At 72.6% G+C, this 22,883-nt stretch carries 20 protein-coding genes and 1 riboswitch; of the genes, 9 read left to right on the top strand and 11 right to left on the bottom strand.

The annotated features are described in order from the left end of the window. Window positions 1–220: 220 nt before the first annotated feature. The gene (locus ACIQR3_RS08305) at window positions 221–2,017 is read left to right on the top strand and encodes an AMP-dependent synthetase/ligase (protein ID WP_403535900.1); all 1,797 of its coding nucleotides are present in this window, start codon (window positions 221–223) and stop codon (window positions 2,015–2,017) included. 99 nt (window positions 2,018–2,116) lie between these two features. Here the strand turns inward: ACIQR3_RS08305 and ACIQR3_RS08300 are convergent, their stop codons facing one another. Next, on the bottom strand, window positions 2,117–3,259 hold the full coding sequence (locus tag ACIQR3_RS08300; protein ID WP_403535898.1) for a glycosyltransferase family 4 protein: 1,143 nt from the start codon (window positions 3,257–3,259) through the stop codon (window positions 2,117–2,119). An 80-nt stretch (window positions 3,260–3,339) separates the two neighbouring features. Here ACIQR3_RS08300 and ACIQR3_RS08295 point away from each other — a divergent pair, with 80 nt between their 5' ends. Then, window positions 3,340–4,620, top strand: coding sequence for a glycosyltransferase 87 family protein (locus ACIQR3_RS08295; protein WP_403535896.1), 1,281 nt, complete (start codon window positions 3,340–3,342; stop codon window positions 4,618–4,620). A 77-nt stretch (window positions 4,621–4,697) separates the two neighbouring features. On the opposite strand, the gene ACIQR3_RS08290 is transcribed toward ACIQR3_RS08295, so the two are convergent. The 5 genes from ACIQR3_RS08290 to ACIQR3_RS08270 all read right to left on the bottom strand — a co-directional run bounded on the left by ACIQR3_RS08290 (window position 4,698) and on the right by ACIQR3_RS08270 (window position 9,996). Next, entirely contained in the window at window positions 4,698–5,885 is a 1,188-nt protein-coding gene (locus ACIQR3_RS08290; protein ID WP_403535894.1) for a hypothetical protein, read from the bottom strand. 33 nt (window positions 5,886–5,918) lie between these two features. Beyond that, window positions 5,919–6,932: an NlpC/P60 family protein gene (locus tag ACIQR3_RS08285; RefSeq protein WP_403535891.1), complete on the bottom strand. Its 1,014-nt coding sequence runs from the start codon at window positions 6,930–6,932 to the stop codon at window positions 5,919–5,921. Window positions 6,933–7,160: 228 nt separating this feature from the next. After that, on the bottom strand, window positions 7,161–8,201 hold the full coding sequence (locus ACIQR3_RS08280) for an NlpC/P60 family protein (protein WP_403535889.1): 1,041 nt from the start codon (window positions 8,199–8,201) through the stop codon (window positions 7,161–7,163). Window positions 8,202–8,376: 175 nt separating this feature from the next. Then, window positions 8,377–9,720 carry an NYN domain-containing protein gene (locus tag ACIQR3_RS08275; protein WP_403535886.1) on the bottom strand — a complete coding sequence of 448 codons (1,344 nt, stop codon included), beginning with the start codon at window positions 9,718–9,720 and terminating at the stop codon, window positions 8,377–8,379. A 36-nt stretch (window positions 9,721–9,756) separates the two neighbouring features. Next, on the bottom strand, window positions 9,757–9,996 hold the full coding sequence (locus ACIQR3_RS08270) for a hypothetical protein (protein ID WP_189413508.1): 240 nt from the start codon (window positions 9,994–9,996) through the stop codon (window positions 9,757–9,759). Between the two features lie 157 nt (window positions 9,997–10,153). On the opposite strand from ACIQR3_RS08270, the gene ACIQR3_RS08265 reads away from it, so the two are divergent. The 7 genes from ACIQR3_RS08265 to ACIQR3_RS08235 all read left to right on the top strand — a co-directional run bounded on the left by ACIQR3_RS08265 (window position 10,154) and on the right by ACIQR3_RS08235 (window position 16,473). Next, entirely contained in the window at window positions 10,154–10,924 is a 771-nt protein-coding gene (locus ACIQR3_RS08265) for a rhomboid family intramembrane serine protease (protein ID WP_403535882.1), read from the top strand. Then, window positions 10,921–11,202, top strand: a complete 282-nt coding sequence (locus ACIQR3_RS08260; RefSeq protein WP_403535880.1) for an Lrp/AsnC family transcriptional regulator — start codon at window positions 10,921–10,923, stop codon at window positions 11,200–11,202. The genes ACIQR3_RS08265 and ACIQR3_RS08260 overlap by 4 nt, the downstream gene beginning before the upstream one ends. Window positions 11,203–11,281: 79 nt before the next feature. Continuing rightward, on the top strand, window positions 11,282–11,638 hold the full coding sequence (locus ACIQR3_RS08255; protein WP_403535878.1) for a small secreted hydrophilic protein: 357 nt from the start codon (window positions 11,282–11,284) through the stop codon (window positions 11,636–11,638). Further along, window positions 11,625–13,115, top strand: a complete 1,491-nt coding sequence (locus ACIQR3_RS08250; RefSeq protein ID WP_403535875.1) for an ATP-binding protein — start codon at window positions 11,625–11,627, stop codon at window positions 13,113–13,115. The genes ACIQR3_RS08255 and ACIQR3_RS08250 overlap by 14 nt, the downstream gene beginning before the upstream one ends. After that, a complete protein-coding gene (locus tag ACIQR3_RS08245; protein WP_403535872.1) occupies window positions 13,112–13,777 on the top strand; it encodes a response regulator transcription factor in 666 nt (221 codons plus the stop codon). Before ACIQR3_RS08250 ends, ACIQR3_RS08245 begins: the two co-directional genes overlap by 4 nt. Before the next feature lie 67 nt (window positions 13,778–13,844). Further along, entirely contained in the window at window positions 13,845–15,260 is a 1,416-nt protein-coding gene (locus ACIQR3_RS08240) for an SLC13 family permease (RefSeq protein WP_403535870.1), read from the top strand. Window positions 15,261–15,270: 10 nt separating this feature from the next. Continuing rightward, on the top strand, window positions 15,271–16,473 hold the full coding sequence (locus ACIQR3_RS08235) for a glycerate kinase (RefSeq protein ID WP_403535867.1): 1,203 nt from the start codon (window positions 15,271–15,273) through the stop codon (window positions 16,471–16,473). Here the strand turns inward: ACIQR3_RS08235 and ACIQR3_RS08230 are convergent. The 5 genes from ACIQR3_RS08230 to ACIQR3_RS08210 form a co-directional block, all read right to left on the bottom strand. Beyond that, on the bottom strand, window positions 16,419–17,780 hold the full coding sequence (locus tag ACIQR3_RS08230; protein ID WP_403535864.1) for an aminotransferase class V-fold PLP-dependent enzyme: 1,362 nt from the start codon (window positions 17,778–17,780) through the stop codon (window positions 16,419–16,421). The two genes, ACIQR3_RS08235 and ACIQR3_RS08230, sit on opposite strands and share 55 nt — an antisense overlap. 140 nt (window positions 17,781–17,920) lie before the next feature. Next, window positions 17,921–18,037: riboswitch (SAM riboswitch) on the bottom strand. A 77-nt stretch (window positions 18,038–18,114) separates the two neighbouring features. Then, window positions 18,115–19,179: an anthranilate phosphoribosyltransferase gene (gene trpD, locus ACIQR3_RS08225; protein WP_403535861.1), complete on the bottom strand. Its 1,065-nt coding sequence runs from the start codon at window positions 19,177–19,179 to the stop codon at window positions 18,115–18,117. Window positions 19,180–19,329: 150 nt separating this feature from the next. Beyond that, entirely contained in the window at window positions 19,330–20,967 is a 1,638-nt protein-coding gene (locus ACIQR3_RS08220; protein WP_403535859.1) for a cytochrome bc complex cytochrome b subunit, read from the bottom strand. Then, on the bottom strand, window positions 20,964–22,016 hold the full coding sequence (locus tag ACIQR3_RS08215; RefSeq protein WP_403535856.1) for a Rieske 2Fe-2S domain-containing protein: 1,053 nt from the start codon (window positions 22,014–22,016) through the stop codon (window positions 20,964–20,966). Before ACIQR3_RS08215 ends, ACIQR3_RS08220 begins: the two co-directional genes overlap by 4 nt. Then, window positions 22,013–22,822, bottom strand: coding sequence for a c-type cytochrome (locus tag ACIQR3_RS08210; protein WP_215165841.1), 810 nt, complete (start codon window positions 22,820–22,822; stop codon window positions 22,013–22,015). The genes ACIQR3_RS08215 and ACIQR3_RS08210 overlap by 4 nt, the downstream gene beginning before the upstream one ends. Window positions 22,823–22,883: the final 61 nt, after the last annotated feature.

Genomic DNA, 22,883 nt, shown 5'->3' with positions numbered 1-22,883 from the left:
TACTGTGCGCCCAGAGAACAGCAGCTGTGTGACGCAGCGAACATCTCGCCGGGCCCCCCTGTCAAAGACGCCATACCGGCGGGTAACGTCCAGGCAGTCCAGTCGTGCTCAGAAACCCCGCACCCGTGTCCCTTGTCCCCCGAGCACCCGCCCCAGCCATGGACCGCACCGTCGCATCACACAACGTCGTGGCGCCGGCGCCCTATGAGGAGCAGCAGTCTTGCGCGAGTTCAGCCTTCCCGCTTTGTACGAGGTCCCCGCGGACGGCAATCTGACCGACATCGTCCGCAGAAACGCCGCGCAGCACCCTGATGTCGCCGTCATCTCCCGCAAGGCGGGAGGTGCCTGGCAGGACGTGACCGCGCGGGACTTCCTCACCGAGGTGCACGCCGCCGCGAAGGGGCTCATCGCCGCGGGCGTCGAGCCGGGCGACCGGGTCGCCCTGATGTCGCGGACCCGCTACGAGTGGACGCTGCTCGACTTCGCGATCTGGAGCGCGGGCGCGGTCACCGTGCCGGTGTACGAGACCAGTTCGCCGGAGCAGGTGGGGTGGATACTCGGCGACTCCGGCGCCACCGCGTGCGTCGTGGAGTCCGCCGCGCACGCCGAGGCCGTGGAGTCGGTGCGCGAGGGGCTGCCCGCCCTCAAGCACGTCTGGCAGATCGAGGCCGGGGCCGTGGAGGAGCTGCGCCGGCTCGGCCAGGGCGTCACGGACGAGACGGTCGAGGAGCGCGGCTCGGCCGCCAAGGCCGACGACCCGGCGACCATCGTCTACACCTCCGGCACCACCGGCCGCCCCAAGGGCTGCGTCCTCACCCACCGCTCCTTCTTCGCGGAGTGCGGCAACGTGGTGGAGCGGCTGCGTCCGCTGTTCCGCACCGGCGAGTGCAGCGTGCTCCTCTTCCTTCCGCTGGCGCACGTCTTCGGACGGCTGGTGCAGGTCGCCCCGATGCTCGCGCCGATCAGGCTGGGCTGCCTGCCGGACATCAAGAACCTCACCGACGAACTGGCGTCGTTCCGGCCCACGCTGATCCTCGGCGTGCCGCGCGTCTTCGAGAAGGTGTACAACTCGGCGCGGGCCAAGGCGCAGGCCGACGGCAAGGGCAAGATCTTCGACAAGGCCGCGGACACGGCGATCGCCTACAGCCGGGCACTGGACGGCGCGTCGGGCCCGTCCTTCGGCCTGCGGCTCAAGCACAAGATCTTCGACAAGCTGGTCTACAGCAAGCTGCGCGCCGTCCTCGGCGGGCGCGGCGAGTACGCCATCTCCGGCGGCGCCCCGCTCGGCGAGCGGCTCGGCCACTTCTTCCGCGGCATCGGCTTCACCGTCCTGGAGGGCTACGGCCTGACCGAGTCCTGCGCGGCCACCGCGTTCAACCCCTGGGACCGGCAGAAGATCGGCACGGTGGGGCAGCCGCTGCCGGGCTCGGTGATCCGGATCGCGGACGACGGGGAGGTGCTGCTGCACGGGGAGCACCTGTTCAAGGAATACTGGAACAACCCGGAGGCGACCGCCGAGGCGCTGGCCGACGGCTGGTTCCACACGGGCGACATCGGCACCCTCGACGAGGACGGGTACCTGCGGATCACCGGCCGCAAGAAGGAGATCCTGGTGACCGCGGGCGGCAAGAACGTCGCCCCGGCGGTGATCGAGGACCGTATCCGCGCGCACGCGCTGGTGGCGGAGTGCATGGTCGTCGGGGACGGGCGGCCGTTCGTGGGCGCGCTGGTCACGCTGGACGAGGAGTTCCTGGCCCGCTGGTGCGCGGACCACGGCAAGCCGGCCGGCGCGACGGCCGAGTCCCTGCGGGACGACCCCGATCTGCTGGCGGAGATCCAGTCGGCGGTGGACGACGGGAACGCGGCGGTGTCCAAGGCGGAGTCCGTACGCAAGTTCCGGGTGCTGCCCGCCCAGTTCACGGAGGAGTCGGGGCACTTGACCCCGTCGCTGAAGCTGAAGCGGGGTGTGGTCGCGCGGGATTACGCGGGGGAGATCGAGGCGATCTACGCCAAGTAGGCGTGCCACTTGATCGCCGTCGGCGGGTGCGGGTCACCGGTGGTCGCCCGTGCCCACGCGGCGGAGCCGCACCTGTCGCGGCCCCGCCCCCCTGGTCGGCTACAGCAGCGTTCTCAAGCGTTCCGCCAGCAGGTCCCAGCGCCACCGCTCCTCCACCCACTGCCGCCCCCGCTCGCCCATCCTGCGGCGCAGCTCCGGGTCGGCGAGGAGGGTGGTGATCCGGTCGGCGGTCTGTTCGGCGGAGCCGCCCCGGACGACCCAGCCGGTCTCGCCGTCGAGCACGGCGTCCGGCGCCCCGCCGGAGTCCCCCGCCACGACCGGCAGCCCCGTCGCCGACGCCTCCAGGTAGACGATGCCGAGGCCCTCGACGTCCAGGCCGCCGCGCCGCGTCCGGCAGGGCATCGCGAAGACGTCGCCGGCGCCGTAGTGGGCGGGCAGCTCGGACCAGGGGACGGAGCCGGTGAAGCGGACCGAGGCGGCGACGCCGGTCTCGGCGGCGAGGCGGCGCAGGTCCTGCTCGTACGGCCCGCCGCCGACGATCAGCAGCACCGCGTCGGGCTCGGCGGCCAGGACGCGGGGCATCGCCCGGATCAGGGTGTCCTGGCCCTTGCGCGGTACCAGGCGGGAGACGCAGACGACGACCGGCCGGCCGGCCAGCCCGAGCCGGGCGCGGACCTCGTCGCCGCCGGAGCCGGGGTGGAAGGTCTTCTCGTCGACGCCCGGCGGCAGCTGGACCATCCGCGCGGCGGCGGCCGGGGTCAGCGCGTCCGCGATCCGGGAGCGCGTGTACTCCCCCAGGTACGTGATCGTGTCCGTCGCCTCCCCGATCCGGCGCAGCAGCTGCCGGGCCGCGGGCAGCTGGGCCCAGCCGGCCTCGTGCCCGTGGGTGGTGGCGACGATCCGCTCGGCGCCCGCCCCGCGCAGCGCCGGCGCCATCAGCCCGAGCGGTGCCGCCGCTCCGAACCACACGGAGGTACACCCGTGCTCCCGCAGCAGCCCGACCGCCCGCCGGGTCGCCCCCGGTGTCGGCAGCAGCATCGTCGTACGGTCCCGTACGACGGTGAAGGGCTGCTCGGCGTCGAAGGCGGCGGTGGCCGCCACGCCCTCGCGGGTGCGCTTCCAGGTGGAGGCGTAGACGACGATCCGGTCGGGGTCCAGGCGCAGGGCCATGTTGTGCAGGAAGGCCTGGATGCCGCCGGGGCGGGGCGGGAAGTCGTTCGTCACGATCAAGGTCTTGTGCATCGCCCGAGACCCTATCGAAGCCCCCGTTCACAGCAGCCTCCGGCTGTGCGTGTGGCAGACACACAGCAGTTCGGGACATCATGACAGCGTCGGACGGCACCGGACGGGCGGGCAGGGAACACGTGGAGACGACGAGCACCGGGCGGTCCCTGGCATGGCTTCCGGTGGCCTGGTGCGCGACCCGGCTGGTGCTGCTTCTGTGGGTGCTGAAGGTGTGGGTCTTCCCCGGCCCGGACGTCACCAGCGATGTGTCGGTGATCTACCAGGGCTGGTACGAGGTGCTGCGCAGCGGAACGTTTCCGCTGAACGACGTCACCTGGCAGTACCCGCCCGCGGCGGCCACGGCGATCCTCTCCCCCGGGCTGCTGCCCTTCCTCGACTACGCGACGGCGTTCTTCGTCCTGGTCTGCGTGGCGGACCTGGTGGTGCTGGGGATGCTGCTGCGGGTGGGCCTGCGGCCGGGCGGGACCCCGCGCGGGGCCTGGGTGTGGGTGGCCGGGGTGCCGCTGCTCGGTCCGACGGTGTACGCCCGCTACGACCTGATGGTCACCGCGGTCGCGGTGGCCGCGCTGGCCGCCGTCGCCCGGCATCCCCGGGTGGCGGGGGCGCTGGCGGCGCTGGGCGCGCTGCTGAAGGTGTGGCCGGCGCTGCTGCTGCTCGGCATGCGGCGGCGCGTCTCCTGGGCCGCCGCGGTGGTCGCCGGCGTGGTGCTGGCGGGGGCGTTCGCGGTGGCCATGCCCGGGGCGTTCGCCTTCCTGACGTTCCAGCGCGACCGGGGCACCGAGGTGGAGTCGCTGGGCGCGCTGGTCTTCCACGTCGCCCGGAACGTCGGCTGGGACGGGCAGGTGCTGCTCAACTACGGCTCGGTGGAGTTCCTCGGCCCGTACGTGGACTGGGTGAGCACGGGGGCGCTGACGCTGACCGGGATGGCGTTCGGCTGGCTGCTGCTGTGGCGGCTGCGGGCCACGCGGTTCGAGGCGCACACGGCGGCGGACGCGGCGTTCACGGCGGTGCTGATGTTCACGGTGACCAGCCGGGTGATCAGTCCGCAGTACATGGTGTGGCTGATCGGGCTGGGGGCGGTGTGCCTGTGCTTCCGGGCCTCTCGGATGGGGCTGCCGACCGCGCTGGTGCTGGCGGCGAGTGCGGTGACGGTGCTGGAGTTCCCGCTGTGGTTCGCGCACGTGGTCGCCAGTGACACGCTGGGCGTCACCCTGATGTTCGTCCGCAACGGCCTGCTGGTGGCGGCCGCGGTCGCCGCGGCGCGGGTGCTGTGGCACGGGACGGTGCCGGGCTCGGAGCCGGCACCGCTGCCCGAGCGGCCGTCCGCGCGGGCGAGCGGGACACCGGTCTCCTCCTGACCAGCCCGCCCACCGTACGGCCGCACCCGAACCCCACCCACGGGCCCGCCCCTCACCTCACCTCACCTCACCTCACCTCACCCGAACTCCTCCCGCAGATACTCCCCCCACCGCAACGTGAAATCCTCCGGCGTCGTCCCGAGCACCCGGCGCATCGCGTCCTCCACCGCCCCGTCGCGTTCCGGATGCGCGCCCACGGCGCGGTAGAACGCGTCGAGCCGGGCCTCGCCCCACTCCTCGGCGATCAGGCGGCAGGCCATCCAGCCGCCCTCGTACGCCCGGGCCAGTTCGGTCGCGTCGTCGGTGAAACCGAAGTCGTCGTCGCCCGGGAGGGCGTCGGGCACCCGGCCGTCGGCGACGGCGCGGGCCAGTTCCGGGGCGGCCTGGGCGGGGGTGCGGCCGGTGCCGCGGTAGCCGGCCCAGTCGGCGTACCCCTCGGACAGCCACAGGGGCGTCGCGGCGGTGGTGTGGGCGCGGGTGGCGACGTGGGTGGTCTCGTGGGTGAGCACGACCTGCTTGCCGAGCGAGCCGAGCAGGCCGTACGCGTCCGGGTTGACGACGATCCGGTCGGCGGGGGCGTCGGCCCGGCCGCCGGTCTCGCCCGTGGTGACCGCGGCGATGCCCCGGTAGGAGGAGGCGGGCGAGCCGAGCAGCCCCGCCATGTCCGCCAGGGAGCGGGGCACGATGACGACGACCCGCTCCGCCCAGCCGCCGTCCCAGGCCGCCGACACGGCCGGCACCGCGCGGTCGGCGAGCGCCGCGTAGCCGCGCAGCGCCCCGTCGGACCGGCCGACCCCCAGGACGAGGCTGTGCGCGCCGCGTACGACGTGGACCGTGCCCTGGTCCCAGAGCTGCCGGCCGGCCTTCTCCGCGGGCCGGTCGGAGGTGACCCGCCAGGCGCCGTCCGCGCGTTCCAGGCGGACGGTGCGGCCGGCGCCGACCGCTCCGGCGTCGTACCCGGCGAGGCGGTAGCGCAGTTCGACGGCGGCGGTGGCGGTGGCGCCGGCGCGGGTCACCTCGCCGACCCGGTAGGACCAGTCGGCCAGCGGAACCGCGCCGACCCGGTCGAACCCGGCCCGGGTGCCGGTCGCCGCGTAGGCGGCCCGGTCCCGGTCGAGGAGGGCCCGCGCCCGCCGGTCCAGCACGCCCTGCACCTCGGTGCGGACGGAGTCGGCGGCCGGCCGGCCGCCACAGGCCACCGGAGAAAGCAGCAGCAGGCACAGCAGCACCACCGAGGACCTCGACACCCGCCTGCGACCAGCCATCTCCCGAGGGTACGGGGAGGCGGGCCGGAGCGGTCAGGGCCGGGTGACCGAGGAGACGGGCATCATGCCGACGGGGTCGTAGCGCACGGGGGCGCCGGGGTAGGGCGCGTGGATCACCTGGCCGTTGCCCGCGTACATCCCGATGTGGCTGGCGTCGTCGCGGTAGGCGACCAGGTCGCCGGGGCGTGCCTGGTCCAGCGGGACCCGCTGCCCGGCGCCGGCCTGCGCCTGGGAGGTGCGCGGCAGGGCGATGCCGGCCTGCGCGTACGACCACTGGGTCAGGCCCGAGCAGTCGAAGCCGGAGGGGCCGTTGGCGCCCCAGACGTACGGCTTGCCGAGGGCGGACTGCGCCGCGGCGAGGGCGGACGCCGCGCGGCCCGAGGCGGCGGCGCCGCCGGACGGGTCGGGCAGGCCGGCGCGGCCGGAGCGGGAGGCCCGGTCGGCCTCCCGTTCGGTCGCGGAGAGGGAGTTGAGCAGCCGCCGGGCCTCGGCGAGCTTGCGTTCCACGGTCTTCTTGTGGGCGGCGACCGTGCGCAGGCTCTTGTTCAGCCGCTCCAGGGTCCGGCCGGCCTCGGCGCGGTCCTGGGCGAGGTGGCGCAGGGCGTGCTGCAACCGCCGCAGCTCGCCCGCCTGGTGGGCGCCGATCCGGTCGAGGGCCGCGGCCTTGTCGAGGTAGTCGTCCGGGTCGGCGGAGAGCAGCAGCGCGACGGACGGGTCCAGGCCGCCGGAGCGGTACTGGGCGCCGGCCAGCGAACCGAGCGCGTCCCGCATGGTGTTGATGCGCCCCTGCTGGCGGGCGATCCGGTCCTGGACGACGCCGACCTCCTCCCGCAGGGCGTCGGTGCGCTCGGCGGCCTCGTTGTAGGCCTCGGTCGCCTGCTCGGCCTCCGTGTGCAGGCGGTCCACCTCGGCACGGGTGTCGTCGTGCGGTGCGGCGGCGGCCGGTACGGCGGCGCCCAGGACGGCTGCGGCGGCGGACAGGAAGCCGGCCACGGCGGTGGCGCCCCGGTCGGACCCGGTTGGTGCAAGGCGGCGATGGGACCCCACGGGAAGCCGCACTCCTTCCGCTGGCGGACGGGAAACGCGGCAGACAGTAGCCCCGCCGCGAGGCCACGGCCAACGGCCTCGGCGTCCGCACAGCCGGGCGCCCCGCCGCTGACGCAGGTCAGCGGCGGGGCGCCGGGTCACAGGAGGGTTCTGTGATTCGCTCGTTCGGGCGGCATGTCGGGTTGATCCGGACGGCCCTCGGAGCAAGACCGGGGGCCGGACGCGGGATCAGACGCGGACGCCCCACATGAAGGGGCCGCCGATGGTGCTCATCGACTCGTACCGCACGACGGTGCCGGTGCGCGGGGCGTGCAGCACTTGGCCGTTGCCGGCGTAGAGGCCGACGTGGTGCAGGTCGTTGAAGAAGAAGACCAGGTCGCCGACCTGGAGGTCGCTCTGGCTGGTGATGCGCGTGCCGATCTGCGACTGGGCCTCGGAGGTGCGCGGTATGGAGACGCCGGCCTGGGCGTAGGCCCAGGAGGTCAGGCCCGAGCAGTCGTACGAGGACGGGCCGGTGGCGCCGTAGACGTACGGGCTGCCTATCTTGCTCTGGGCGGCGGAGAAGGCGGCGCCGGCGCGGCCGGAGGCGGAGGCCGTGGAGCCGGAGAGGGCCGTGCGCTCGCTGCTGCGGGTGGCGCGCTGCTCATCGGCGTCCAGCTCGGCCTTCTCGGCGGCGGTGAGGCTGTTGAGCAGCTTCTGCGCGGCGGAGAGCTTGCCCTGGATCTCCTTCTTGTTCTCGCTCAGCTGGGCGCGGGTGGCCGAGAGGTCCTTGAGCTTCTCGGCGGCCTCCTTGCGCTGCTGGGCGAGGTCGCGCTGCTTGTCCTGGATCTCCTTGAGCGCGTCGACCTGCTGGGCGCTCAACTGGTCGAGGGTGGACGCCTTGTCGAGGTAGTCGTCCGGGTCCGCGGAGAGGAACAGCTGCACGGAGGGGTCGATGCCGCCCGAGCGGTACTGGGCGCTGGCCATCGAACCGAGGCCGTCGCGCAGCTCGTTGAGCTCCTCCTGGCCGCGGGCGACGTTGTCCTGGAGGGTGGAGATCTCCTTCTGGAGCTTGTCCTGCTTCTCCGTGGCCCCGTTGAGCTTCTCGGAGGCCTGCTCCACTTCGTCGTAGAGCTTGTCGACCTCGGACTTGACCTCGTCCTTGCTCTGCTTCTCGCTGGGAGCGGCGTTGGCTGCCTGCGAGCTGAGCACAACGGCGGCGGCGGCCGCGGTGGTGAGCACGGTGACGCGCGCGCGGCTGGGCTGCTTGGGTCGACGGTGGGACGCCACGGGAGGCGAACTCCTTCGTGTGAGTGATCACCCGTTCTAGGGTTCGAAGCCAGACCCTAGTGACCTACTCGTGATCAGTTCAAATCCTTCTCAGGAAAAACCCGGTCACCGACAGCATCTTTTACCTCAATATCACCAGCAGTGACGCATGATTGACACTACGTCAGGCAGCGGGTCAGGAAAGCCGCTTCAGCAGCATCGCCGAGGCCACCGGGCGGGCTCCCGCGCGGGCCACCCCGTCGGCGACCTCGCGGTCGGTGGAGGCGACGATGACCGGCCGGCCCGGCGGCTCGGCCCGCACCAGCTGGCGGATCAGCTCGTCGGCGGTGACGCCGGGCTTCGAGAACAGCACCCGGACCCCGCGCGGCGGCGCCAGCAGCACCGGGGCGGCCAGCTCGGCCCCGTCGAAGACGCAGGTCACCTCGGCGCCGGTCTGCGCGGCGAGCTGCGAGAGCTGGCCGAGCAGCCGCAGCCGCTGCTTCTCCAGGGGCATCTGCGGATAGCCGGTCTTGGTGACGTTGTAACCGTCGACGACCAGATGGGCCTGGGGCAGCGCGAGCAACTGGTCCAGGACGGCCGGGTCGTGCTCGGACAGCGCGCGGGCCGCGATGTCCTTCGGCGTCATCCGGCCGGGCTCCACGGCGTCCACGGTCTCGGCGGGGCGCACGGAGACCGGCGGCAGCGCCAGTTCCCGGCGCAGCCCCTGGGTGGCGTCCAGCAGGGTGTCCAGGAGCAGCCGTACCCGCATGTCCTCGACGCTGCGGCCCTCCCGGGCGGCCTTGCGGGTGGCCTCCAGGGCCGCTTCCGCCTCGCCGAGCCGGGCCTTGAGCCGCCGCGTCTCGCTCTCGGCGGCGGACACCTGGGTCTGCGCCTCGGTGCGTACGGCGTCCAGCTCGCCGCGCATCTTGCGCACCGCCGCCTCGCCGCGCTTGACGTCGCTGAGCGCGCCGCGCAGCTTGCGGTGGAGCGACTCCGCCTCCTTCCTGGCGGCGTCCAGCTCGGTGCGCAGCCGCTCGGTCTCGCCCTTGCCGTGCTCCCGGGCGCGCTCCAGCTCCGCGCGCAGCCGCTCCAGCTCGGCGCGGGTCTCCTCGTCGGCGCGCTCGGCGTCGGCCCGCTGGGCCTCCTCGCCGGCGGCGGCCACGAGCTTGACCCAGCCGGCCGGGCGCAGTACGTAGGCCGCGGCCGCCACGTCGAGCGGGTCCGCGGCCGGCGGCGGGGAACCGGAGGCGAGGGCGTCGGCCAGTTCCGGCTGCGACTCCCTGAGCTTCTCGCCGATGCGCTGGCGGAAGAGCGTGTCCGTCTCCAGCGCGGCGGCCATCGCGTTGCCCGCGAACTTGGCCCGCCGGTTCGGTGTGAAGCGCGCGTACTGCCGCAGCTGCGCGGGAAGTTCCGCGAGGGTCAGCCCGCCGAAGCCGTCCGCGGCCAGCTGTACGACCCTGCGGCGCACCCCGTCGGGCAGCGGACGGTCGAGCACCTCAGCGGCGCCGTCGCCCGGCTCCCCGCCCTGTGTCTCCGCCATCCGTCACCCCAATGCCTGTGCGGGGTGCCCGCTCCGTCAGGAGCCGGCACCCGGCCTGTCCACGAGTTCCACCTGGTCCACGGCGTTGCACCAGCGGCACCGCACCGACTCGATGGTCTCACTGAGCACCTCGCGCTCCTCGACCGTCGGCTCGCCGGCCAGATCGAGGTGGACGTACTCCACGACCTTCGAGGCGCGGGTCACGTCGAAGCGGGTGAGGTTGCCGCAGAGGGTGCAGCGCCACCGCGTCGTGCCGGTCGGCTGGGGAACCGTCATCGTGGCTGTTCGCTCTCTTCCAGTGTCGCCCGACGCACCGGCCTCCCCGGTACGTGTGGCTCGTAACCCTACGGCCTGGCGGGTACCGGCCGCCCGCCTGTCCACGGCGGCGAGGCGTTCCGTGGGCTTGCGTCCGGTTACGTCATGCTCTGTACCCATGATCCGCAACTGGAGCTCGGCGGCCGGCCGGGCGCTGCGCGCGGTGCGGACGGCCGGGTTCCGCCGTCCGGCCCGGGGCGCGGCGCCGGTGACGCACGGCCTGATCGTCCTGTGCTGTCTGCTGTTCCTGGTCAGCCCCGCGGCGGGCCTCGACCCGCGGTACGACGGCTCCGGCGAGGAACTGCTCGCCGCGCAGCGCGTCTACTTCCAGCGCTGGGGCGTGATCCCCGCGGAGCTGTTCGACGGGGCGCCGCGGGCGCTGCTGACCCCGGTCACGGCGCTCTTCGTGCACGGCGGCTGGGTGCACCTGTTCGGCAACATGCTCTTCCTCTATGTCTTCGGGGCGATGACCGAGGAGCGGATGGGCCACGTCCGGTTCCTGCTGTTCCACCTCGGCTGCGGGTATCTGGCCCTGCTGGGGTACGCGATCGCCAACGACGACTCCCGGCAGTCCCTGGTCGGTGCCTCCGGGGCGATCTCGGCGGTCCTCGGCGCATTCCTGTACCTGTTCCCCCGGGCGCGGGTGACCAGTCTCCTGCCGTTCCTGTTGTTCATGCCGCTGCGTTTCCCGGCCTGGGTGGTGCTGCCGTTCTGGGCGGTGCTGCAGTGGCTGTCGGCATGGCGGGCCGGGGACGGGCCGGGGGTGGCGTACCTGGCGCACCTGGTCGGCTTCGGCCTCGGCTTCCTCTACGCCTGGGTGCGTTTCGGGCGGCGGGCTAGAGTGAAGGCCGCCCCAGCGCCCGCCCCCGAGGGAGAGAACCTGCCGTGATCACCGCGATCGTCCTCATCAAGACCAGCGTGGACCGGATCCCCGAGATCGCGGAACGGATCGCCGCGCTGGAGAGCGTCAGCGAGGTCTTCTCCGTCACCGGCACCTACGACCTGATCGCCATGGTGCGGGTGCGCGAGCACGAGGAGCTGGCGGAGGTCATCCCCGGGCGGATCAGCAAGATCCCGGGCGTGGAGGGCACGGACACCCATGTGGCGTTCCGCACGTACTCGCAGCACGACCTGGAGGCGGCGTTCTCCATCGGGCTGGAGAACTGACCCCGTCCCGCGCGCGGATGAAGGGTTCTTCATCCGCGGCTCATCCGGGCCGCCGGGTGCCGGGCGCAGGATCGGGCGCATGGTCTTCTCCCGCCGGATGGCCGCGCTCGCGGCCGTCGTACTGATCCCCCTGGGCATCGCCGCGACCAGCTTCGCGCTCACCGACAGTCCCGGGGAGCCCGAGGTGCCGGCGAAGGTGGAGCTGGAGAGCGGCTCCCCGACCCCCACGCCCACGCCCACCCCGGTGTCCCCGTCCGCATCCGCCTCCGCCTCCGCATCCGACTCCGCATCCGCCTCCGTGTCCCCGGACGAGGTCGTCTCCCGGCCCCCGGTGACCGACAGCCCCCCGGACGACGACGATGACGACGAGCCCGGCCGGACCTCCGACGACGGATACGGGGACGGGGACGACGACGGCGCCGGTGACGACGGCTGACCGGGAACGCCGGCGCATCTCCGCCCGGGTCCGCATCCTGCTCTGGCTGCTGCTGGTGATGGCGGTGGCGCTCGCCTCGGTGGCCGCGACCACCCGGTCGATCCTGCTGCGCGACACCGACCAGCGGATCAACAACCTGCTGGCGCAGGAGGCCGGGGAGTTCGCCAACTTCGAGGAGCAGGGGTTCGATCCGGAGACCGGCCGCCGGTTCACCGAGCCGGACCGGCTGCTGCGGGTCTTCCTGCAACGCCAGTACGCCGACCTCGACGAGGAACTCATCGGCCTGGTCGGCGCCCCGGGCACCGCCCCCGCCCAGCTCATCCAGCAGCGTGACATCCCGGTCGCCCTGCCCCTGCACAAGGACGCCGACGCCCGGCGCCGCGTCTTCGACTCCCCGCACCCCACCGGCACCCTGCACCGCCCCGAGGGCGAGATCCGCTGGGCCAAGGTCAACGTCGCCCGGTACGGCGGCGAGACGGCCGCCGCGTTCGTGGTCGCCTTCCACCCCGGCCGGGAGCAGGCCCGCGCCGACCAGGTGTTCCGCGTGCTGCTCGCCATCTCGGGGGTGGCCCTGCTGATGACCACCGGCATCGCCTGGGTGGTCGCCGGCCGCATCCTCAAACCGGTACGCCTGGTGCGCGCCACCGCCGCCCAGCTCACCGAGCAGGACCTGACCCGCCGTATCCCGGTGCACGGCAACGACGACGTGGCGGCGCTGGCCGAGACGTTCAACGCGATGCTGGACCGGCTGGAGCGGGCCTTCGCCGCGCAGCGCGAGTTCGTCGACGACGCCGGGCACGAGCTGCGCACCCCGATCACCATCGTCCGCGGCCATCTGGAGCTGATGGGCGACGACCCGGCCGAACGCGAGGAGACCGTCCGCCTGGTCACCGACGAACTCGACCGGATGAGCCGGATCGTCGAGGACCTGCTGCTGCTCGCCAAGGCCGAACGCCCCGACTTCGTCCGCCCCGGGCCGGTCCAGCTCGCCGAACTCACCGCCGACGTCTACGTCAAGGCCCGCACCCTCGGGGACCGCGACTGGGTCCTCGCCGAAGTCGCCGACGGGGAAGCCCTGCTGGACGCCCAGCGGATCACCCAGGCCATGGTGCAGCTCGCGCAGAACGCCGTCCAGCACACCGTGCCCGGCCAGCGGGTCGGCATAGGTTCCCGCGTCCGGCAGGGACACGTGGAGCTGTACGTCGCGGACTCCGGCACCGGCGTCCAGCCGCAGGACGCCGGCGTCATCTTCGAACGGTTCCGGCGCGGCACCGCCCGGCGCGGCGCGCGCGGCTCGGGCGCCGGGCTCGGTCTGTCGATCGTCAAGGCGATCGCGGAGGGCCACGGCGGCCGGGTCCGGCTGCACGACACCGACGGCGGCGGCGCCACCTTCATCCTCACCCTGGGGAATCCGGGAACTCCGGGAAACCCGGGACCCCTGGCGACTCCGGGAACTCTGGAAGAGGCACACCCTTGAACCGCATCCTCATCGTCGAGGACGAGGAACGCATCGCCTCCTTCGTCCAGAAGGGCCTGCGCGCCAACGGCTTCACCACCACGGTGGCGGCCGACGGCGAGGCCGGCTACGAGTACGCCCTCACCGGCGGCTTCGACCTGGTCGTACTGGACATCGGGCTGCCCGGCCGGGACGGCTTCACCGTCCTGCGCGCCCTGCGCGAGGCCCGGGTGACCACCCCGGTGATCGTGCTGACCGCGCGGGACTCGGTACGGGACACGGTGGCCGGCCTGGAGGGCGGCGCCGACGACTGGATGACCAAGCCGTTCCGCTTCGAGGAACTCCTCGCCCGGATCCGGCTCCGGCTGCGTACGGCGGCCCGCGCCCCGGAGGTGACGGTGCTCAGGTCCGGCACGCTCACCCTGGACCTGCGCACCCGCCGGGCCCGCGCCGGGGAGCGGAGGGTCGACCTGACGGCCCGTGAGTTCGTGCTCCTGGAGCTGTTCCTGAGACATCCGGGGCAGGTACTGTCCCGGGAGCAGATCCTCTCCCACGTGTGGGGCTACGACTTCGACCCCGGCTCCAACATCGTGGACGTCTACGTACGGGCGCTGCGCAAGAAGCTCGGGGCGCAGGCGGTGGAGACGGTGCGCGGGATGGGGTACCGGCTGCCCTCCTGGTGACGGCCGGTGAAGTTTCCTTCATGTGCGGCTCATCGACGGCTCACCGCCCGGGTGAACCCTCGATGACGTGACCCCGAACCTCCGGCTGACCGCGACGCTGTGCGTGGCGCTGTCCCTGTGCGCACCGCTGGCGATACCCGGCGTCTTCCCCGCCCTGGGCGGCGACGCCCGCCTCACCCTCGCCGTGTTCGCACTGGCCGCCTGCGCCTGGATCGGCACCCCGGTCGACGACACGTACATCGCCCTGGGCGCCGGGCTCGCCCTGACCGCCACCGGGGTGATCAGCAGCGACACCCTGTTCGGCACCCTCGGCGACCCGACCGTGTGGCTGCTGATCTGCGCCTTCGTGCTGGCGGCGGCGGTGACCCGGACCGGGCTCGCGGGGCGGGCGGCGGTGTTCCTGGTCGGCGGGGCGCGCACGGTGCGGCAGTTGGTCCACCTGACCACGGCCGCGCTGGTCGTCACGGCGTTCGCGGTGCCGGCGACCTCGGGCCGGGCGGCGCTGGCGCTCCCGGTGTTCCTCGCCCTCGCCAAGGCCCTGGCCGACCGGAGACGGCTGGTCGTGATGCTGGCACTGCTGTTCCCGACCGTGATCCTTCTGTCGGCGGTGGCGACCCTGATCGGCGCGGGCGCGCACCTGATCACCGTGTCGGTGCTGTGGGAGACGACCGGGGACCGGATCGGCTTCACCGAGTGGCTGCTGCTGGGCCTCCCGCTGGCGGTGGTCTCCTCCCACCTGGCCGCCGAGGCCGTCCTGCTGACGACCACCCGGCGGGCGGACCGCGCGGGCCCGGTACGGATCACCCCCGAGGAGATCCAGCGGCACACGGAGTCGCCGGTCACCGGGGAGTGGACGCAGGCGGAGCGGCGCTGCGCCCTGCTGCTGGCCACGGTGGTGGCCCTGTGGTGCGGCGAGCCCCTGCACCGGGTGCCGCCCGCCGTCGTCGCGCTGATCGGCGCGGTCGTCGCCGCCTCCCCCGCCCTGGGCACCGTACGCCTGAAGGACGCGCTGAAGACGGTGCCCTGGTCGCTGCTGCTGTTCATGGCGGCGACCATGGCGATGGGCGTGGCGCTGGCCGACTCCGGCGCGGCGAAGTGGCTGGTGTCCGGGCTGCCCTCGGACACCGGGCCGGCCGTCTTCCTCGCCGTCGTGGTCGTGGTGAGCACCGCCGCCCACCTGCTCCTCCAGTCCCGTTCCGCCCGCTCTTCGGTGCTGGTCCCGCTGGTGATCGCGGCGGCCGTCTCGGCGGGCGTCAACCCGGTGGCCGCCGCCCTCGCCTCCACCGCCGCGGCCGGGTTCTGCCACACCCTGCCGGCCTCCGCGAAACCGGTCGCCCTCTTCGCGGACGTCCCCGGCGTCCCCACCTACACCCCGCGCGACCTGCTGCGGCTGTCCGCCGTGCTGGCCCCGCTGACCGCCGCGCTCGTCCTGTTCTTCGCCGCCGCGGTGTGGCCGCTGCTCGGCGTACCCGTGACCCGCTGAGGAGCCCGCCATGCTGAACCGAGTCGTCGTCGCCCCCAGCGGTTTCAAGGAGTCGCTGTCCGCCCAGGCAGCCGCCGACGCCATCGCGGCCGGGGTGCGCCGGGTGCTGCCCCGCGCGGAGATCGACCGGGTGCCGCTGGTGGACGGGGGTGAGGGCACGGCCGTGGCGCTGGCCGCCGGGACCGGCGGACGGCTGGTGGCGCTGGCCGCGACCGGCCCGCTCGGCGAGCGGATCGGCACCCACTTCGCGCTGCTGGGCACGCGGGACACGGCGGTGGTGGAGATGGCCGCGGTCGCCGGTCTCTCCCTGGTCCCGCGCACCCTGCGCGACCCCGGCGCCACCACCACGTACGGCGTCGGCGAGCTGATCCGCGCCGCGCTGGACACCGGGGTGCGGCGCGTCCTGGTCGGCTGCGGCGACTCGGGCACCTCCGACGGGGGCGCGGGCGCCCTCCAGGCCCTCGGCGCCCGCCTGCTGGACGCGGACGGCTTCGAACTGCCGCCCGGCGGCCGGGAGCTGACCCGGCTGGCCCGCGTCGACCCGGCCGGCCTCGACCCCCGCCTGCGGGACACCGAACTCCTCGTCGCCTGCAACCCGTTCAACGTGCTGTGCGGCGAACGCGGCGTGGCTCGCGTCTTCGGCCCGCAGAAGGGCGCGACCCCGGCCCAGGTCGAGCACCTCTCGGCCGGCCTGGAGAACTGGGCCTACGTCCTCACCCGCGACCTCCGCCCGACCGGCCTCGACCTGCGCACCGGCCCCGGCACCGGGGCCTCCGGCGGGCTGGGCGCGGGCCTGGCGGCGCTCGGCGCGCGGCTGCTGCCCCGCTTCGACGTCCTCCTCGGCCAGCTCGACCTCGACGCCCGGCTGGCCCGCGCCGACCTGGTGATCACCGCCGAGGGCGCGCTCGACCACCAGACGCCGCGCGGCAAGATCCCGGCGGAGGTGGCCCGCCGCGCCAAGCTGTCCGGACGCCCGGTGCTGGCGCTGGCGGGCACGCTGGGCGAGGGCGCGTACGACGTGCCGGGGGTGGACGCCTGCCACGGCATCCTGCCCGCGCCGATGGCCCTGGCGGAGGCGCTGACCCGGGGCGCGGAACTGCTCACCGACGCGACCGAGCGGGCCCTCAGGATGATCCTGCTGGGCGCCCGGCTACCCGCTCACGCCGCCTCGGCGGAGGTGTCGGGCACGCAACGGCCGTCCTCGGTGCGGTAGTTCCAGCGGGCGCCGTCCCGCACCAGTTCCTTCACCGCCGTCACGAACCGCTCCACGTGCTCGTCGGGGGTGCCCGCGCCGAAGCTGACCCGCACCGCGTTGAGCGACTTCTCGCCGGGCGCCGCCTCGGGGGCGCCGCACTCGCCCTGGCCGCCCGGGTCGCTGCCGAGCAGGGTGCGCACCAGCGGGTGGGCGCAGAACAGGCCGTCGCGCACACCGATGCCGTACTCGGCGGAGAGGGCGGCGGCGAAGTGGGAGCTGTTCCAGCCGTCGACGACGAAGGAGAGCACCCCGACGCGCGGCGCGTCGTCCCCGAACAGTGACAGCACCCGCACCTCGGGCACCTCGGCGAGCCCTTCCCGCACCTTGCCGATCAGGTACTCCTCCCGGGCCACCAGCGCCTCGAACCCGGCCTCGGTGAGCGCCTTGCAGGCGGCGGCGATCGCGTAGGCGCCGATGACGTTGGGCGAGCCGGCCTCGTGCCGGGCGGCGCCCTCGTGCCACTCGACGTCCACTCCCCCGTCGGCGCGCCGGGCGACCTTGCGGCTGGCGCCGCCGCCCGCGAGGTACGGCTCGGCCTCGCGCAGCCAGTCGGCGCGGCCGGCCAGCACGCCCGAGCCGAAGGGGGCGTACAGCTTGTGCCCGGAGAAGGCGACCCAGTCGACGTCCAGGTCGCGGACGCTCACCGGGTGGTGGGGGGCGAGCTGGGCGGCGTCCAGGACGATCCGGGCGCCGTGCGCGTGCGCGGCGGCGGCCAGCTCCCGCACCGGCCACAGCTCGCCGGTGACGTTGGAGGCGCCGGTGACACAGACCAGGGCCGGGCCGTACGGCTCCCGGTCGGCGAGGGCCCGCTCCAGGGTCTCGACGGCCTGCGCGGGGGTGCGGGGGGCGTCGAGGAAGGTGACCTCGGCGTCGCGCCAGGGCAGCAGCGAGGCGTGGTGCTCGGTCTCGAAGACGAAGACCCGGCAGCCGGCGGGCAGCGCGGCGGCCAGCAGGTTCAGGGAGTCGGTGGTGGACCGGGTGAACACCACCTGGTCGTCGTCCCGGCAGCCGAGGAAGTCGTGCACGGTCCGCCGGGCGTTCTCGAACAGGTCGGTGGAGAGCTGCGACAGGTACCCGGCGCCCCGGTGCACGCTGCCGTAGTACGGCGCGTAGGCGGCCACGTCGTCCCAGACCCTCTGGAGCGCGGGGGCGCTGGCGGCGTAGTCGAGGGCGGCGTAGGTGACCTCGCCACCGGTGACGAGCGGCACGGTGACGTCCCGGCCGAGGACGGGCAGCGGGGCGAGGACAGCGGTGGGCACGGACATGGCGGACTCCCGTGAGTACGACGCGCGAGGCGAAGAAAGAGAAAGAAAGGGGGGTGCGGAGGCGGGGCTCGGCGGCCCTAGCGCATTCGCTGATTCACGGGAGACTCCCTCGGACGACCCAGGACCCCTGGTACGCGAGGGGTCCGCGCTTGCCGTGGACCTTGCTGTCCACGGCCTGGTCTTCACCCGGGGCACCCCGCCACGGACGGAGGGTTGCCGGACAGTCGGCCGGGGCCTCATGACTGTCACTCATGACCTGGTTCGAAAACGTACGTGAGGTGATCGCCGTCCCGCAACCCGTGTCCGGATCACGGGACGGACGTCACAGGCGCCGTCAGGCGTTGCTGGCGGCCACCCAGCGCTCCAGGGCGTGCCGGGCCGCCCCCGAGTCGATCGACTCGGCGGCCCGTGCCATGCCGGCCCGGATGCGGTCGGTCAGCGGCCCCTCGCCGGGCTCCAGGGCCACCAGGGCCGCCGCCGAGTTGAGCAGCACCGCGTCCCGGACGGGGCCCGGCTCGCCGCCCAGCAGCCGGCGGGCCACGTCCGCGTTGTAGGAGGCGTCGGCGCCGCGCAGCGCCTCGACCGGCACGATCTCGATGCCGACGTCGCGCGGGTCGAAGACCTCCTCGGTCACCGTGCCGTCCCGCACCACCCACACCCGGGAGGTGGCCGTCGTGGTCAGCTCGTCCAGGCCGTCGTCGCCGCGGAAGACCAGCGCGGAGTTGCCGCGCTCGGCGAAGACCCCGGCGATGATCGGGGCCATCCGGGCGTCGGCGACGCCGATGGCCTGGGAGCGGACCTTGGCCGGGTTGGTCAGCGGGCCGAGGAAGTTGAAGACCGTGCGGATGCCGAGCTGGCCGCGGGCGGCGGCGACGTGGCGCAGCGCGGGGTGGAACTTCACCGCGAAGCAGAAGGTGATGCCCGCCTCCTCGGCGACCTCGGCCACCCGCTTCGGGGTCAGCTCCAGATTGACGCCGAGCTTCTCCAGGACGTCGGAGGCGCCGGAGGCCGAGGAGGCCGCGCGGCTGCCGTGCTTGACGACCTTGGCGCCCGTGCCGGCGACGACGATCGCCGACATGGTGGAGATGTTGACGGTCTTGGCGCCGTCGCCGCCGGTGCCGACGATGTCGACCGTGTCGCCGGGCACCTGGATCACATGGGCGTGCTCGTACATCGCGCGGACCAGGCCGCCGATCTCGTCCACGGTCTCGCCCTTGGCCCGCAGCGCCACCGCGAACCCGGCGATCTGCGCGTCGGTCGCCTCGCCGCGCATGATCGTGTCCATCGCCCACGCGGTCTCGTCGGCGGACAGGTCCCGTCCGCCCAGCAGTCCGTTCAGCAGGACGGGCCAGGAGCGGCCCGCCGCGGTGTCGCCTCCAGCGGGGGTCACAGCGCTCATCTGCCGCTCCTGTGAGAGTGAGATCGGAAAGAACCGGATCCGGAACCGCGTTCGGAACCGGGTCCACCCTATCCAGCCCGGAGGCATGACGAAGGGCCCCGTCCGAAGATCGGACGGGGCCCTTCGCCGTGGCGTGGCGACGCTCGGGGATCAGTGGTGGCCGTGGCCGCTGGTGATCTCCCGGTACTCCTCGACGGTCGGCTTCGGAATCTGCGACTCCTCGCCGTAGTAGGACTTGCTGAGCTTGGCCCGGAGCTTCTCGGTGCTCTTCGGCTTCCGCTCGACGCCGTTCTTGTCCACGGTCGGACCGATCTCGGCCGGCTTGTACTGCTCGTGCGCGGTGAGCGTGTACAGCTGCTCCTGGCTGAGCGGCTCGTGCACCTCGATGAACTCACCGTGCGGCAGGCGCTTGATGATGCCCGACTCGCGGCCGTGCAGCACCTTCTCCTTGTCCCGGCGCTGCAGGCCGAGGCAGATCCGCTTGGTGATCACGAAGGCGATGACCGGGCCGGCGAAGAAGCCGACGCGGACGAACCAGGTGACGGCGTTGATCGAGAGGTGGAAGTGGGTGGCGAAGATGTCGTTGCCACCACCGATCAGCATGATCATGTACGCCGTGACCCAGGCGACGCCGAAGGCCGTACGGGTCGGGGCGTTGCGCGGGCGGTCCAGGATGTGGTGCTCGCGCTTGTCCCCGGTGACCCAGGACTCGATGAACGGGTACACGGCGATCGCCGCGAGGAAGATGCCGAAGATCACCAGCGGGACGAACACACCCAGGACGAGGGTGTGGCCCCAGAAGTTGATCTCCCAGCCCGGCATGGCGCGGACCAGACCCTCGGCGAAGCCCATGTACCAGTCGGGCTGGGCGCCGGTGGAGACCTGGTCGGGCCGGTACGGGCCGAGCGCCCAGATCGGGTTGACGGACGCGATGCCGGCGATGGCCGCGATCACACCGAAGACCAGGAAGAAGAAGCCTCCGGCCTTGGCCATGTACACCGGCAGCAGCGGCATGCCGACGACGTTCTTGTTGGTCTTGCCGGGGCCCGCGAACTGGGTGTGCTTGTGGTAGAAGACCAGGATCAGGTGGCCCACCATGAGCCCGAGCATGATGCCCGGCAGCAGCAGGATGTGGATCGAGTAGAACCGGGCGACGAAGTCGGTCCCCGGGAACTCCCCGCCGAACAGGAACATCGAGATGTACGTGCCGACGATCGGCACGGACAGGATCGCGCCCTGCGTGAAGCGGACACCGGTGCCGGAGAGCAGGTCGTCCGGGAGCGAGTAACCGGTGAAGCCGGTGAACATGCCGAGGACGAACAGCAGGAAGCCGAACAGCCAGTTGATCTCACGCGGCTTGCGGAACGCGCCGGTGAAGAAGACGCGCATCATGTGCACGAACATGCCGGCGAGGAAGATGATCGCCGCCCAGTGGTGGATCTGCCGGATCAGCAGACCACCGCGCACGTCGAAGCTGATGTCGAGCGTCGACTTGAATGCCTCGCTCATCAGCTGGCCCTGCAGCGGGACGTAGCTGCCGTGGTACTCCACCTCGTTCATCGACGGGTGGAAGAACAGCGTCAGGTACACACCCGTGAGGATGATGATGATGAAGCTGTACATGCACACTTCGCCCAGCATGAACGACCAGTGGTCGGGGAAGATCTTGCGCATGTTGGCCTTGGCCAGGGAGTAGATCCCGAGCCGGCCGTCGGCCCAGTCGGCGACGCGTTCGCCGGCCGGTGCCTTCCCGCGAGAGCGGGCCGTGGTGCTCTCATGTGTACTCATCCGCGCTCCCAGAATGCAGGACCGACGGGCTCCTCGAAGTCGCCGAGCGCTTCGAGGTAACCCTCGTCGTTCACGCCGATGCGCAGCTGCGGCAGGGCGTGACCGGCGGGACCGAAGATCACCCGGGCGCCGTCGGAGAGGTCGAAGGTGGACTGGTGGCAGGGGCAGAGCACGTGGTGCGTCTGCTGCTCGTACAGGGAGATCGGGCAACCGACGTGGGTGCAGATCTTCGAGTACGCCACGATGCCCTCGTGCGACCACTCGAGCTCGCGCTTGTCCTTGATGTTGTCCGGCTGGAGCCGGACGATCATCAGGGCCGCCTTGGCGATCTCGTTCTGGAACTCCTCGTCGTGCTCCTCCAGGCCCTCGGGCTTGGCGAAGGTGAGGGAGCCCACCGCGACGTCGGAGGGACGCAGCGGCTCGTTGGTGTTCATGTTGACGAGCAGCTTGCCCTTGTTCCACAGGGTGTGGCGCAGCTTGTCCTCGGGCAGCGGGCCGAGGTCGCGCAGCAGCACGACACCGGAGAGCGGCACCAGGGCGACCGCGCCGAACATCGTGTTGCGGATCAGCTTGCGCCGGCCGAAGCCGGACTCCTTGGCGCCCTGCTTGAAGTCGGCGTGCACCTTGGCACGGACCTCGGGGGACGCCTCGATCGGATGCCGCTCGTCGGCGACCTCCACGTCGGACATCAGGGTGCGGGCCCAGTGGACCGCGCCCGCGCCGATGCAGAACAGCGCCACGCCCAGGGTCAGGCCGAGGGCGAAGTTCAGCGCGTTGATGTGCCCGATCGGGAAGACGTAGATCGACTTCTCGTGGTCGATCGCCACGAACGCGGCGATGAAGGCGACCGTGGCCAGCATCGACAGGGTGAACAGGAAGGCTACGGCGCGCTCGGAGCGCTTCGCGGCCTTCTCGTCGATGTCCTGGATGCGGTGCTCGTGGGGCGGCAGCCCCGGGTCGGCGAACGGGTGCTGCTCGTCCGCCACCTCGCCGTGGGCGTGGTCCCGCGCTGCGGGCAGGTTCTCTTCTGGAATGTCTTGGCTACTCATGACTTCTTGGCCTTTGCGGTCCGAGCGGCGACCCACACGGCGACGGCGATGAGGGAGCCGAGCCCGAAGATCCAGCCGAAGAGGCCCTCACTGACCGGCCCGAGGCCGCCCAGCGAAAGACCGCCCGGGTCCACGGTCTCGTCCCCGTTGACCGCGTTCAGGTACGCGATGATGTCCTTCTTGTTCTGCTCCGTCAGCGTGGTGTCGGGGAACGAAGGCATGTTCTGCGGGCCGGTCTGCATGGCCTCGTAGATGTGCTTCGCGGAGACGCCTTCGAGGGACGGGGCGTACTTGCCGTTCGTCAGCGCGCCGCCCTTGCCGGTGAAGTTGTGGCACTGCGCGCAGTTGGTGCGGAAGAGCTCACCGCCCTCGGCGACGTCCGCGCCCTCGGTGCCGTACTTCTCCTCGGAGGGAATCGCGGGACCGGCGCCGAGCGAGGCGATGTAGGCCGCGAGCTGGTCGATCTCGGCCTGCGAGTAGATGTTCTTCTTCTTCTGGACCTGCGCGCCCGGCTGCTGGGCCGGCATGCGCCCGGTGCCCACCTGGAAGTCCACGGACGCGGCGCCCACGCCCACCAGGCTGGGGCCGTCGGTGGTGCCCTGACCGCCGGTGCCGTGACAGCTGGCACAGCCGACGGCGTAGAGCTTCTTGCCCTCGTCGATGGCGAGGGACTGGGCCGTTTCATCGGCCTGCGCCTTGTCCGCGGGCGCGAACACGGCGTAGAGCCCCCCGGTGCATGCCAGCGCGAGGAGTAGGACGACGATCGCCGCCAACGGGTGGCGTCGTCGTGCGGAGAGCTTTTTCACGGATTACCCCGGTGTCAGGATCTTCTGCGTCGATGCTTCTGGATGTGTGCGCGGGAGCGGT

It is taken from the genome of Streptomyces sp. NPDC090994 (assembly GCF_044768905.1).
Classification (GTDB): Bacteria; Actinomycetota; Actinomycetes; order Streptomycetales; family Streptomycetaceae; genus Streptomyces.
The sequence above is the reverse complement of the archived record's forward strand: the minus strand, read 5'-3'. Positions and strand labels throughout refer to the sequence as shown.